Source organism: Flavobacterium piscisymbiosum, assembly GCF_020905295.1.
GTDB classification, from domain to species: Bacteria; Bacteroidota; Bacteroidia; order Flavobacteriales; family Flavobacteriaceae; genus Flavobacterium; species Flavobacterium piscisymbiosum.
This window is the reverse complement of record NZ_JAJJMM010000001.1, coordinates 4,703,528-4,718,240: the sequence shown is the minus strand read 5'-3', so window position 1 is coordinate 4,718,240 and position 14,713 is coordinate 4,703,528. Positions and strand designations below refer to the sequence as shown.

Sequence of the window (14,713 nt, the reverse complement as noted above, 5' to 3'; positions counted from 1 at the left end):
AATACTGTTTTTCAACACCTTACTTGCATTTAATAACTGATTTTCCTCACATTTTGGTTTCGATGGGTAATATAATATTAGTATTTGTTAATATTAACCCATAGATCTCAATAAATAATATATATTTTTATTAATATTTAAATTATGAGAACAACTGGTAAAAAAATAAGTGTATTTTTAACACTTTCGTATTGTTTAATCGCTCAGGCTCAGGGAACTTTGAAAGAGTATAAGAGAGCGAATGCTGTAGATTCTTTGTTCAAAAATAAAGTAATCAATATTCCAAAAGAGTTTCATTGGGTTGGAAATGACTATGTATGGTATAGCAATAATCTATTAAAAGGAAAAGAATTTCTTTTGGTAGATGCCAAACAGCAAAAACAACAACAAGCTTTTGATCATCATAAATTAGCACAGTCATTATCAAAAATAGCAGGGAAAGAAATAAATGCCAAAGATCTCCCAATTGAAAATTTAGAGTTTGACAAAACCTTGTCTACACTTACTTTTACAGCAGATACAATCAAAATCTCTTGTAATTTAAGTACTTACGAATTAAAGAAATTAGGTGCCTATAAAAAGCCTTTGAAAGCAAATGATTATTGGGGCGGAAACTTTGATGAATTGGGCAATAAACCTGTAGGTTCTCCGGATTCTTTACATACGGCATTCATTAAAAATTACAATTTATACATAATCAACAAAAAGACTAAAGTAGAAACCCAGTTGAGTTATGATGGCTCAAAAGGTTTTTATTATTCATCATATTTACAGTGGTCGCCAAATAGTGCCGAAATCATGGCATATAAAGTAAGACCAGGTGAAGAACACAAAATTTATTTTGTAGAATCAAGTCCTAAAGATCAGTTTCAGCCGAAATTACAAACGAGAGATTATTTAAAACCAGGGGATCAATTGCCATTTAAGAGTCCGCAATTGTTTGTTGTGGCTTCAAAAAAACAAATTCCGGTGGCGACTGATTTATTTCAGGAACAATATGATCTTTCAGGGTTTGAATGGAAAGAAGATAATAGCAGTTTTACTTTCGAATACAATCAAAGGGGACATCAGGTGTATCGTGTTCTGGAAGTAAATGCGACAACTGGAAAAGTAAAGGTTATTATAGAAGAAACGAGTCCGACATTTGTAGAATACAGCGGAAAAAGATACCGTTTTGATAGTAAAAAAAGCAACGAAATTGTTTGGGCTTCGGAACGTGACGGATGGAATCATTTGTATTTATACGACGCTCTTACAGGTAAAGTAAAGAATCAGATAACAAAAGGTAACTGGCCAGTTAGAGAAGTAATTAAAGTAGATGAAGAAAAGAAACAAATCTATTTTACGGCAAGCGGATTAGACAAAGACCAGGATCCGTATTTATTACAGTTTTGCCGAATTGATTTTAATGGAAAAAACTTCACAAGATTAACAACAGAAAACGGGAATCACAAAGTGACTTTTTCGCCAGATTATAAATATTACGTCGATCAGTATTCGCGTGTAGATTTGGCACCAATTACCATTTTAAAAAGCGTCGACACTCAAAAAGTTATTGCTGAAATGCAAAAAGCGGATATCACCGAATTACAGAAAACAGGCTGGACAGCACCGGAAGTTTTTACTGCCAAAGGAAGAGACGGAAAAACAGACATTTGGGGCGTTATTGTACGCCCAACTACTTTTGATCCTAATAGAAAATATCCTATTATCGAATACATTTATGCTGGTCCGCAGGATTCATTTGTACCTAAAAATTTCCAGTCTTATTACTGGGCAATGTCTTCGTTGGCTGAATTAGGATTTATTGTGGTTCAGATTGACGGAATGGGAACTTCAAATCGCTCAAAAGCTTTTCATGATGTTTGCTGGAAGAATTTAAAAGACGGAGGTTTTCCCGACAGAAAACTCTGGATGAAAGCCGCTGCAGCCAAATATCCTTATATGAATATTGACAAAGTGGGAATTCACGGAACATCGGCCGGAGGACAAAATGCGGGAGCAGCCTTGGTTTTTAATTCTGATTTTTATGATGTAGCCGTAGCATCTTGTGGTTGTCATGATAATCGAATGGATAAAATGTGGTGGAACGAACAATGGATGGGATATCCTGTAGGACCAGAATATGAAGCTTGCTCGAATACAGCAAATGCTGCACAGCTAAACGGAAATTTGATGTTGATTCTTGGGGAATTAGATGATAATGTTGATCCGGCTTCTACTATGCAATTTGCAAACGCGCTGATAAAAGCCAATAAAAATTTTGAATTAGTAACCGTTCCCGGAATGGGACATTCGGCCGGAGGTGATTATGGAGAACGCAAACGCAGAGACTATTTTGTGCAGCATTTATTAGGTGTTACACCACCGGAGTGGAGCGAAGTTTATAAGTAAAAAACGTTTAAAAAGAATTAGATTATGACAAGATATAGGCTATTTATTTGTGTATTGTTAAGTTTTTGGGCATCCTGTTCAACTACAGTAATGGCACAAGGAGGCGATCAGATTTTAGACGGAATTGGTGAGACAGGATTGATAGCGCGCTATATATTTGACGGAAATGCAAAGGATTGGTCAAGAAATAATTTACACGGAAAAATTCAGGAATCACAAGCCAAATTTGTAAATGACGAACAGTTTGGTAAAGTATTGTCTTTACCGGCAGATGCCAAAGCTTTTGTAACACTACCGGGTGATGCATTAGTAGGAGAAGAATCTGTAAGTATTACAGGCTGGATTTTCCTGCGATCTGCACAAAAAGGGCAAATATTTTTTGATTTTGGAAAAAGTGCCAATGCTCATTTTTTTGCTGAACCAATAGCAACTGATGGAGGATTTCAGGCTGAAATAAATAATGGAGCAGGAGCAAAATACAAAGCAAATGCACCAGCTCTTGAAAAAGACAAATGGTATCATGTGGCCGTTGTGATCAATATTCCATCTAAATCTATTACCACTTTCGTGAATGGTGTACAGGTAAGCGAAACTAAAAATGTAGCACTCAATTTAGATCAGATTTTCGATAATAAATCAGGAGATAAAAATGTGCTTTACATTGGTAAATCATTAACATCAGAAACCGCTTCTCTTAATGCTAAACTACATGATTTTAGAATCTATCGTATTCCTTTAAACGATAAACAAGTGGCCAGAATCTATCATAATTCTTTAAAAGAAGAGAAGGAAGAAGAATCAGGAGAAGAACAAGCAAAAGATCTTCCGTCGTTTTCTAAAACAAGTCCGCAACTCTATAATCAATATTTAACCAGCGTTTCAGACATTTCAGTAACAACCGGAGTAGGGTTTCTGCCTAGATTACCAAGTTATATAAAAGGAGTTTACAAAGATGGCGTTCAGGGACCGGAAGTTCGTGTAATCTGGCCGGCACCAACAGACAATAGTCAGGTACTAAAAACAGGTCAATATACCGTAACCGGAATCATTCCCGGAACCGATTTAAAACCAAAAGCCCTTGTAAAAGTAATCGCTGCAAAAGAAGTTGCAACACCACAACGTAAATTAGAAGTATTTCATCTTGATCAGGTTTCTTTGAATAATGATCTTGACGGAAACCAGACAAAATTTATAGAGAACCGCGATAAATTCATCACAACACTTGCCACTACAGATCCGGATTCTTTTTTATATATGTTTCGCAATGCTTTTGGACAAGCACAGCCAACAGGAGCAGAACCACTTGGAGTTTGGGATACACAAGAAACCAAATTACGCGGACATGCAACCGGACATTACTTAACGGCCATTGCTCAGGCCTATGCAAGTACAGGTTATGATAAAACGCTTCAGGCGAATTTTAAGGAAAAAATGGAGTACATGGTCAATACATTGTACGACTTAGAACAGCTTTCAGGAAAACCAAAGGAAGCCGGAGGTAAATCTGTGTCAGATCCTACGGAAGTTCCTTTTGGTCCTGGAAAAACAAGTTACGATTCAGATTTAAGTCCTGAAGGTATTCGTACTGATTATTGGAATTGGGGTAAAGGTTTCATTAGTGCCTATCCGCCAGATCAGTTTATTATGCTCGAAAACGGAGCAACTTACGGAGGACAAAAAACTCAAATTTGGGCACCTTATTATACATTACATAAAATCCTTGCCGGATTGATGGATGTTTACGAAGTAAGCGGAAACGAAAAAGCGCTTGAAACAGCCAAAGGCATGGGAGACTGGGTGTATGCGCGTATGAAAAAACTACCTACCGAAACGCTTATTAGTATGTGGAATAGGTATATAGCAGGAGAATTTGGCGGAATGAACGAAGCCATGGCAAGATTGTACAGAATCACAAAAGATCCTCATTATCTGGAAGTAGCCCAATTATTCGATAACATCAAAGTGTTTTACGGCGATGCAAAACACTCACACGGACTGGCAAAAAATGTAGACACTTTCCGCGGATTGCATGCCAATCAGCACATTCCGCAAATTATGGGAGCGCTCGAAATGTACCGCGATTCTAATACGCCTGAATATTACAACGTAGCTGATAACTTTTGGTACAAAACCGTAAACGACTATATGTATACGATTGGGGGTGTTGCAGGAGCAAGAAATCCTGCCAATGCAGAATGTTTTATAAGCCAGCCGGCTACGATTTACGAAAATGGTTTTTCATCGGGAGGTCAAAATGAGACTTGTGCGACTTACAATATGCTGAAACTAACAGGAGATTTGTTCCTTTATGATCAGCGTGCAGAATATATGGATTATTATGAGCGTGGTCTTTACAATCATATTCTGGCTTCTGTGGCACAAGATAGTCCTGCCAATACGTATCACGTACCGTTAAGACCGGGTTCTGTAAAACAGTTTGGTAATGCACACATGACAGGATTTACCTGCTGTAACGGAACGGCAATTGAGAGTAATACAAAATTTCAAAATTCGATTTATTTTAAAAGTACAGACACCAATACATTGTATGTCAACCTTTACGTACCATCCACTTTAGAATGGACAGAAAAAAAGGTAACCATAGTACAAACAACAGATTTTCCTAATGAAGATTTTACCCGATTGACCATTAAAGGAAATGGCAAATTTGACATAAAAGTTCGCGTACCGCATTGGGCAACCAAAGGATTTTTTGTAAAGATAAATGGTAAAGAGGAAAAAGTAAAAGCCCAACCCGGAAGCTATCTTACTTTGAATAGAAAATGGAAAGACGGAGACGCAATTGAATTGCGCATGCCGTTTCAGTTTCACTTAGAATCGGTAATGGATCAGCAAAATATCGCGAGTTTATTTTACGGACCAATATTGCTTGCAGCACAGGAACCTGAACCAAGAAAAGACTGGCGTAAAGTTACCTTAGATGTTAAAGATATTAGTAAATCAATACAGGGAAATCCTAAGAAATTAGAATTTACTATCGACGGAATTGTATACAAACCATTTTACGAAAGCTATGGCCGCCATTCTGTTTATCTGGATGTTACGCTGAAATAGTTTATTAAAAAGAGCTAAAAAATAATGCCACAGATTACACAGATTCGCACTGATTAAAAAATCATTTTAATCCTTTAATCTGTGGCAAAAAAAACATTCAGAATCATCAAACCAAAAACATGAAAAAATATTTCCTAACCCTTTTTTTATTTTTAGCAATGGCAGTTCCATCATTTGCAAACGACCTTATTGATGTTATAAATACTTTTCAGGCAGATAAAACAGCCTTGCAGAATTTTTATTCGAACAATGAATCAGAAGAATATTATGTTCGATTTTCAAAGTTTTATGCCGATTGGGAAAAAACTGTAAAAGCGATCGATTTTAAAAATTTATCTAAAGACGGAAAAGTAGATTATTTGCTGTTGAAAAATCTAATTAATAAAGAGAATTACTTTTTACAAATAGAATATAAAGGGTATAAAGAAGTCGCTTCGGTATTGGATTTTTCAGATGATATTACTCTTTTTATCAAAGAAAGAAGAAGAGGCAAAAGACCCGTTTCGAGTCAGTTGGCAAAAGCATTTGACCTTGCCGGAATTAGTATTGATAAAAAAACGGAGGTCTTAAAAAATAAACCTTTTAAAGATTGGTTCGCAGCAGACAAAGCAGCGAAGTCAGTCGTTTCTTTCGAGAAATCATTAAAAGAAGCTTATGAATTTTATTATAGTTACGATCCTGATTTTACCTGGTGGATGCAGAAACCGTATAAAAACCTATCGGATAAACTTAAAGTTTACGAAGAATTTTTAAGAGGAAACTATTCTAAAAACAGCGTAAAAGATGACGGAAGCGGCATTATAGGAAAACCAATTGGCAGAGAAGCTATTATCAAAAGTTTATCGTATGAATATATTCCATATTCCCCTGAAGAACTTATTGCTATTGCACAAAATCAATTTGAATGGTGCAAAAAAGAAATGATAAAAGCATCGACAGAATTAGGTTACGGAAGCGATTGGAAAAAAGCGCTGGAACATGTAAAAGATACTTACGTTCCTGCAGGAGAACAACCACAAGCGATAACTGATTTATACACTCAGTCGGTTAAATTCATAGAAGACAGGGACTTAATCACTTTACCGGATTTGACAAAAGAAACCTGGCAAATGATTATGATGACACCGGAACGCCAGAAGATAAATCCGTTTTTTACCGGAGGATGGGAAATCAGTATTTCGTATCCAACCGAAGATATGGATCAGAAAGACAAGCTGATGAGTATGCGTGGCAATAATCCGAACTTTTCTTTTGCGACCGTACAGCACGAATTATTGCCGGGACATAATTTGCAGTTTTTCATGAACAGCCGTTACAAATCGTACAGACAGCCTTTTGATACTCCGTTTTGGATGGAAGGCTGGGCTTTGTATTGGGAAATCAATCTTTGGAACAAACAATTTCCGCAAACGCCGGAACAAAAATTAGGAATGTTATTCTGGAGAATTCACCGTTGTGCCCGAATCATTTTTTCATTAAAATACCATTTGGGAGAAATGACGCCACAACAATGCATTGATTTGTTAGTAAACGAAGTAGGGCATGAAAGAGCCAATGCAGAGGCCGAAGTAAGACGTTCTTTTGCCAGTGGAGATGCACCATTATATCAGGTTGCTTATATGACAGGTGGATTACAGTTTTATGCTTTAAGAAACGAATTACTGGCCAAAGGTTGGACAGAAAAACAATTTCACGACCGCGTTTTAAAAGAAAACATAATGCCGGTCGAAATGCTCAGAATTATATTAGAAGATTTACCTGTTGCTGAAGATTATAAAACGAATTGGAAGTTTTCGACTGATTTTAAATAATTAATTGAAGTTGGTATGTAATAAGTATAGTCCTTATGGACATGTCATTAAGTTAAGTTTTTTAAAAAGCAAAAAATAAAATTTTACCGCAAAGTTCGCAAAGGATTCCGTAAAGTTTACAAAGCTTTATGAATTGCGCTTTGCTTTAAGATCGCAAAGCGGTTATGTAAAATTTTGACTTAATGACATTGCCATTAGCAACTTGAATTAATTAGAATAAAATTCATCTCTAAAAAGTATAAATAAAAAGAATAAATAAAGTCTGTTTAGATTTTTTAAATAATAAGAAATATGAAAAAAACAACATTATTAGCCGTGATGATTTGTTGCTCAATGGCTTCAAATAATCTGCAAGCGCAGGAGTATTGGGATAAAATCAAAGCCGAAAAATCGACATTGGAGATAGATAAAGGATTCATTAATGTGAGCACCAAATCATTTCAGCTTAAATTATTAAAATCATCTCAAACGGTAGCTGCTTTGTCTCCTGCGACAGATAAAACCTTTGATTTTACTCCGGGTGAGCGACTTTCGATAAGAGACAAAGACGGACTTTACCAATTGGGAGATATTAATTTTAGAATTAAAGACGCCACCGGAGCTTGGAAAAATTATTCGAGTGCTGCCAAACGTGCTTCGGTAAAAGAACTTTCAGTTTCCGGAACTACATTGGCGGCAGCCGATCTTTCGAATACTTTTCCGGCAGGAACTCCGCTTAGCGTAAAACGTTATTACGAAGATAAAAACGGAGATTTGGTAATGCGTTTTGAAATTACGAATACTTCAGGCGCAGCAATAGAAATTGGAGCTTTGGGAATTCCTATGGTTTTTAATAATATTCTCGAAGGAAAATCATTGGATGAAACACATGCGCATAATGTATTTTTTGATCCTTATATTGGTAAAGATGCCGGTTATCTTGAAGTAAAAAGATTAAGCGGTCACGGTCCGGCATTGTTATTACTTCCTGAGGAAAATATGCCATTTGAAGCCTATCGTCCGTTATTGGATGACGCTACGCCAAGAAGTATCGTTTTTGAAGGATTTCATGAATGGATGCCATTGAGTAAAGCCTATGCTGAAAATGAATGGAAATCGGCAGAACAATGGAATACTCCTTCTTCGACAGTACTTGAGTCCGGAGCTTCAAAAAACTTTTCATTGAAATTGGTTTTGGTTGATGAAATTAAAAACATCCAAAAAACATTAATCGAAAAAGAACGTCCGCTAGCAATAGGAGTTCCCGGATATGTATTGCCGCAAGATGTTGATGGACAGCTATTTTTACAATACAAAAAAGCCGTTAAATCTTTTAAAATTGAACCGGAAGGCGCTTTGGCAATTGAGGCAAAAGGAAAAAATGATAAAGGATATTTTCAATACAAAGTAAACGGAAAAAAATGGGGCAGAGCCAGATTGACGGTAACTTATGAAGATGGTTTACAGCAAACTATTAATTATAAAGTAATAAAAGCTGAAAAAGATGTTGTGGCAGATTTTGGTCATTTCTCTACAACCGCACAATGGTTTGACGAGAAAAACGATCCTTTTCACAGAAACCCTTCGGTAATCTCGTATGATTATGAAACTAAAAAACAAGTAAGTCAGGACAGTCGTGTATGGATTGCGGGTTTAAGTGACGAAGGTGGAGCAGGAGGCTGGTTGGGTGCTATTATGAAACAATTGATAGAACCGAATAAAGAAGAAATAGTAAAACTGGAGCAATTTGTTGACAAAACGTTGTGGGGCGGAATTCAGTATAACACAGCAGATACGCTTAAATATGGTGTTAAAAAGAGTGTTTTTTATTACGAACCTACTTTAATGCCGGAAGGAACTTACAGTAAAGATGTAAATTATAAAACATGGGCTGCATGGGATAAAAAAGGATCTGATGATCCGGGAAGATCGTATAATTACCCACACGTTGCCGCTGCACACTGGACGATGTATCGTTTGGCCAGATACCACAAAGGTTTGGTAACAAATCACAGCTGGGATTGGTATTTAAAAAATGCCTACGAAACCAGTATTGCAATGACAACTCTGGCGCCTTATTATGCGCAGTTTGGACAAATGGAAGGAACGGTTTTTTTATTGATTTTAAAAGATCTAAAAACCGAAGGATATACCGAAATGGCGAATAATCTGGAAGCTAAAATGAAAGCAAGAGCCGATCATTGGCGAACGCTAAATTATCCTTTTGGAAGTGAAATGCCTTGGGATTCTACAGGTCAGGAAGAAGTATATATGTGGTCGGATTATTTTGGATACAATGACAAAGCAAAGATCACGCTGGATGCTATTTTAGCCTATATGCCAACAATGCCTAACTGGGCTTATAACGGAAACGCGCGCAGGTATTGGGACTTTCTATATGGAGGAAAATTGTCGAGAGTAGAACGTCAGATTCATCATTATGGCTCAGCGCTGAATGCGATTCCGGTTTTGGAACAATTCAGAAAAACACCTGAAGATTTTCATTTGCTAAAAGTAGGTTACGGCGGATTATTAGGAGGAATTTCAAATATTACCGAAGATGGTTTTGGGCCATCGGCTTTTCACTCTTATCCTGAAACGCTTAGAATCGATTATTTATCTGGTGATTATGGTTCTGGTTTCTTTGGTTATGCGGTAAATACAGCAACATTTATAACGAATGAAAAAGATTTGGGCTGGTTGGCTTTTGGAGGAAATTTAAAAGAAAAAGGCGATGAAGTCGAAGTAGAAATTACAACAGCAGCTAAATCTAAAGTATTCATTGGGGCAAAAAAAATGTGGCTGACATTAGATGCAGGAACATTTAATAAAGTAAGTTACAATACTAAAACGGATGAAGTAAAAATTACTTTAGATCCTAAAACAGCGTATACACCAGATGCTTATTTAAGAATCGATAAAGAGGTAAAATTGCCTTACGAAAAAGTAAGAGGAGCGTATAAAATTGCGTTGAAAACAAAAGCAATTCAAATTAAATTATAAGAATGAAACAGCAATCAAAACATCTTTTCAAAAAGCTACTATTTGTTTTATTTGGAATAGTTGCCGGTTTAAATTCCAGTGCACAAAATTTCGATAGATTTTTTCCCAAAAAAGACCTGACAACAGTTGGAGTTTATTATTATCCTGAACATTGGGATCAGAGTCAATGGGATCGTGATTTGAAAAAAATTGCCGAAATGGGTTTCGAATTTACCCATTTTGGAGAATTTGCCTGGGCGCAATTAGAACCACAGGAAGGTGTTTATGATTTTAAATGGCTGGATAAAGCGGTTGAAATTGCTGCAAAATATAAGTTGAAAATTATTATGTGTACGTCGACAGCCACGCCTCCGGTATGGCTCGTTCGCCAGCATCCGGATATTCTTTCAACTTATGAAGATGGTACTAAAACCGATCATGGTTCGAGACAACACGCATCGTTTTCAAGTAATTATTATCGTTCTTATTCTTTAAAAATGATCGAACAATTGGCCAAAAAATATGGTAATAATAAAAATATTATCGGTTGGCAGGTCGACAACGAGCCATCCCGTTTTCTGGATTATGGTGCAGATGCGCAACAACGCTATCGCAATTGGCTAAAGACAAAATATAAAACTATTGATGCCTTAAATCAGGCGTGGGGAAACAATTTCTGGAGCGGCACTTATTCTGACTTTAGTCAAATTAATATTCCGTTGCATAAAGAATGGGGAATGAACCTGCATTCGCAATTAGATCATTATCGATTTGCTGATGAGGAAACCGCCACTTTTCTGGACAGTCAGGCAGTTACGATACGCAAATTGGTAAGCAAAGACCAATGGATTACGTCTAATTACAGATCCAATTACGATGAAAGTTTTGTTGGAATGTCTAAAGAACTGGATTTTGATTGTTACACAAGATATTTGGTCTACGGAGGAAGTTTAGGAATAGGTTCAAAAGGATATCGTTTAGGCGATTATACCAGTATTGGAATGTCGAATGACTTTTTCCGACCTTTAAAAGGAATGTATGGTTGTATGGAATTACAGCCTGGACAAGTAAACTGGGGCAGTATTAATCCGCAGCCGTTGCCGGGAAGTGTTCGTATGTGGTTGTGGCATGTTTTTGCCGGAGGAAGTAAATTTACGTGTACGTATCGTTTTCGTGCGCCATTGTACGGTTACGAGCAATTTCACTACGGAATTGTAGGTACAGATGGTGTAACGCCAACGGTAGGTGGTAATGAATTTGGTCAGTTTATAAAAGAAATTGATACGTTGCGAAAAAAGTATGATGCTAAGGCAACATTGCCGGATTATTATTTAAAGCGAAAAACGGGAATTCTGTTCAATCCGGATAATGTAATGGGGATTGAATTAAACAAGCAAACAAAAGAGTGGAATACTATTGGACACTTTTTAAAATATTACAGAGCGACGAAATCTTTTGGTGCTCCGGTAGACTTTGTTCGTGACACCACTAATTTTTCTAAATATCCTTTTTTGATAGTACCTGCTTATCAGATGATGGATCAAAAAATGATAGATAAACTAACTTTGTATGCCAAAAACGGAGGGAATTTAATATTAAGTTGCCGATCCGGAATTCAAAATCGTCAGGGGCATCTTTGGGAAGCAAAGTTTTATGAGCCAATGTGGAATTTAATAGGATCCCAAATAGAATCATATGATTTATTAATGCCGCAATCTCCGGGCGTTATTAAATTTAATAATCAGGAATTTGCCTGGACCAGTTGGGGAGATTTATTAAAACCTAATAAAGAAACCGAAGTTTGGGCCACTTACGAAGGAGATTTTTATGCTGGAACACCCGCTATTATTTCGCGTAATTTAGGTAAAGGAACTGTAACGTATATTGGTGTAGATTCTAAAAACGGTGAACTTGAAAAACAGGTATTAAGAAAGTTGTACCAAAAACAAAATGCCCTTATAGAAAATTATCCGGAAGGAATTATGGTCGAATATCGCGATGGATTTGGTATTGCAGTCAATTATTCTGATAAGGTTTATAATATGAATTTACCGGAAAAAGCAAAAATCATTATTGGAACCAAAGCAATAAAAACCGCTGATGTGTTGGTTTGGAAATATTAATAGAATTTATTTAAATATAAATTAGATAATGCTTGTCAGGCTGAGCGGAGTCGAAGCCCTCGTTTTTATAAAAAGTCTCGGCTCCGCTACCAATGAAGTTTTTTGAACATAAAATAAAAAATCCGTACAAATCCGCGTTTTTGCAAAGCAAATCCGTGTGATCTGCGTGCCATTTAATATTGCTAAAATAATTACAATGCTGAAAAAGAAACTATTTTACAGTCTTATCATACTTGTCTTTACAGGAACTGTTTTTGCTCAAAAAGATATCCCTGTAAACACACCCGGAGCCGGAAATCCTATTTTGCCGGGTTGGTTTGCTGATCCTACCATTAAAAAGTTTGGCGATATTTATTATATCTATGCCACTACAGATAATGAAATGCTGGCATCTGGCGCGCCTACAGTCTGGTATAGTAAAGACTTCAAGAATTGGTTCAATTATATTATGGAAATTCCTTCATTTTCAGCAAAATCGATTACGAATTTCTGGGCTCCGGATATTGTAGAAGGAGACGATGGTAAATATTATTTGTATTTTGGAAATTGCGAAATAGGCTGTAATATTTACGGTTATGTTGCAGATACTCCTGTTGGTCCGTGGAAAAAATTAAGCGAACAGGATGTTCCCGTAATTTCAAACGGATATCCAAGAGAAGGTTATCCGTCTCTGGATGCGCAGTTTTTTAAAGACACCGATGGTAAAATATATGGTTATTGGGGAACCTGGGTGCATTACAACGGCGGATACGCTGTTGGAGAATTAAACAAAAAAACGATGGGAGAAATGGTTCATTCGACCAATATTCCGCTTGCGCAAACTCCTGCGCCTTTTGAAGCGGCTTATATGATGAAAAAAGGGTCTAAATACATTTTAATGTATTCCGGTGCTTCTTGTCATGACGAAACTTATAATGTTCGTTATTCTTATGCCGATTCGCCATACGGACCTTTTACGCCTGGACAAAACAATCCAATTTTGAGTACCAATGAAGACCAAACCGTTCATGGTCCCGGTCATCATTCTGTATTACAAGATAAAGACGATTATTATATTGTGTATCATAAACACGATTATCCTATGACTCGAGGCGGACTTGCCAGACAGGTTTGTATCGATAAAATGATTTTCGAAAATGATTCGACCATACAAAAAGTAGTACCTACAAGTAAAGGTATAAGTGATCTTGTTAAATCTACTGTACCAAAGGATATTGCTTTCGGATCAAAAACAACAGCTTCATCTTATTATCATTTAAAATCGACTCAATACGATTACGATTATAAACCCTCGTATGCAACTGATGATAATAACGCTACGATGTGGAAAGCGGCGAATAACACATCACCTCAGGATTTAACCATCGATTTGGGAACTGTTCAAACCATAAAAAGAGTAATGACGCAATTTGAATTTGCGAGTTATTATTACCAATACAAACTGGAGTATTCCGTAAATGGAAAAAACTGGTTACTATATGCTGATAAATCTAAAAACAGCACCGCCGGAAGTCCAATGATTGATGATAATGACGTAACGGCGCGTTATATAAAACTTACTGTTTTAGCGACTGAAAAAGTTGGACTTTACGCTGCAGTCTGGAACATTAAAGTGTATAGTTCATTATTTAATCTTCCGTTAGCATTAAAAAATGTACCATCGAAAATACCTCCTGCTGTAAAAAGCACTAAGAAGTTATTGGTCGATCTTGATGCAAGTAAAATTTCAAATAGTTCATCCATAAATACAATTTCGAATAAAGTTGCTATTGGCGGAAATTTCACAAAGAGTGGTGAAATAACTTTAGAAAAACCAGACGGAATTAAAGCTTTTCATTTTAAAAACGGAGCATTGACATTAGATAAAGCAGTTCCGAAATCTTTAGCATGGAATGGCTCTTATACAGTCGCAACCTGGGTTAAAAATCCTGAAGTTGCCAAAGAAGGAGAAATTCTGGCATCGTGGTGCGATCGAAACGAATTTAATTTAGCCAATTCATACAATGCTTTGGCTTATAACAGCAGCAATTATGGAGCTGCGCCACATCTGGACGGTCATTTTGATATGCGTTACAATACGATTCCAGAGGCGAATAAATGGCATTATATCGTGCTGACTTTTGATGGAGTTGTAGAGAAAATATATGTAGATGGTGTGCTGGACAATTCACAAAATATGTTATTATCGTCTGCAATTGATAAAGCCAAAATTATCATTGGAGCATCAGATATTGGAGAAAATTTCTCTGGTTTTATGGCTTCTTTGCGTTTGTACGATTATGCGATTGATCAAAAAGGTGTATTGGAATTAATGAAACAGACAAAACCTAAAACAGAATAATTCTCTTC

6 protein-coding genes are annotated in these 14,713 nt (G+C 36.5%); all 6 read left to right on the top strand.

The window, feature by feature from the left end; genetic code table 11:
* The first annotated feature begins 144 nt into the window (after positions 1 to 144).
* The 6 genes from LNP81_RS20335 to LNP81_RS20310 all read left to right on the top strand — a co-directional run bounded on the left by LNP81_RS20335 (position 145) and on the right by LNP81_RS20310 (position 14,705).
* Complete coding sequence (locus LNP81_RS20335; RefSeq protein WP_230039020.1) at positions 145 to 2,394, top strand: S9 family peptidase; 2,250 nt, start codon at positions 145 to 147, stop codon at positions 2,392 to 2,394.
* Positions 2,395 to 2,418: 24 nt separating this feature from the next.
* Positions 2,419 to 5,469, top strand: a complete 3,051-nt coding sequence (locus tag LNP81_RS20330; protein WP_230039018.1) for a beta-L-arabinofuranosidase domain-containing protein — start codon at positions 2,419 to 2,421, stop codon at positions 5,467 to 5,469.
* A 119-nt stretch (positions 5,470 to 5,588) separates the two neighbouring features.
* Positions 5,589 to 7,280, top strand: a complete 1,692-nt coding sequence (locus tag LNP81_RS20325; RefSeq protein ID WP_230039016.1) for a DUF885 family protein — start codon at positions 5,589 to 5,591, stop codon at positions 7,278 to 7,280.
* A 291-nt stretch (positions 7,281 to 7,571) separates the two neighbouring features.
* Positions 7,572 to 10,262, top strand: a complete 2,691-nt coding sequence (locus LNP81_RS20320; protein WP_230039014.1) for a DUF5695 domain-containing protein — start codon at positions 7,572 to 7,574, stop codon at positions 10,260 to 10,262.
* Positions 10,263 to 10,264: 2 nt separating this feature from the next.
* Positions 10,265 to 12,364, top strand: a complete 2,100-nt coding sequence (locus LNP81_RS20315) for a beta-galactosidase (protein ID WP_230039012.1) — start codon at positions 10,265 to 10,267, stop codon at positions 12,362 to 12,364.
* A gap of 196 nt (positions 12,365 to 12,560) precedes the next feature.
* Positions 12,561 to 14,705 carry a family 43 glycosylhydrolase gene (locus LNP81_RS20310; protein ID WP_230039011.1) on the top strand — a complete coding sequence of 715 codons (2,145 nt, stop codon included), beginning with the start codon at positions 12,561 to 12,563 and terminating at the stop codon, positions 14,703 to 14,705.
* Positions 14,706 to 14,713 lie beyond the last annotated feature (8 nt).

Coding starts and splice junctions, on each gene's coding strand:
- LNP81_RS20335 (WP_230039020.1), top strand. CDS start 145: ATGAGAACAACTGGTAAAAAAATAAGTGTATTTTTAACACTTTCGTAT.
- LNP81_RS20310 (WP_230039011.1), top strand. CDS start 12,561: ATGCTGAAAAAGAAACTATTTTACAGTCTTATCATACTTGTCTTTACA.
- LNP81_RS20330 (WP_230039018.1), top strand. CDS start 2,419: ATGACAAGATATAGGCTATTTATTTGTGTATTGTTAAGTTTTTGGGCA.
- LNP81_RS20320 (WP_230039014.1), top strand. CDS start 7,572: ATGAAAAAAACAACATTATTAGCCGTGATGATTTGTTGCTCAATGGCT.
- LNP81_RS20325 (WP_230039016.1), top strand. CDS start 5,589: ATGAAAAAATATTTCCTAACCCTTTTTTTATTTTTAGCAATGGCAGTT.
- LNP81_RS20315 (WP_230039012.1), top strand. CDS start 10,265: ATGAAACAGCAATCAAAACATCTTTTCAAAAAGCTACTATTTGTTTTA.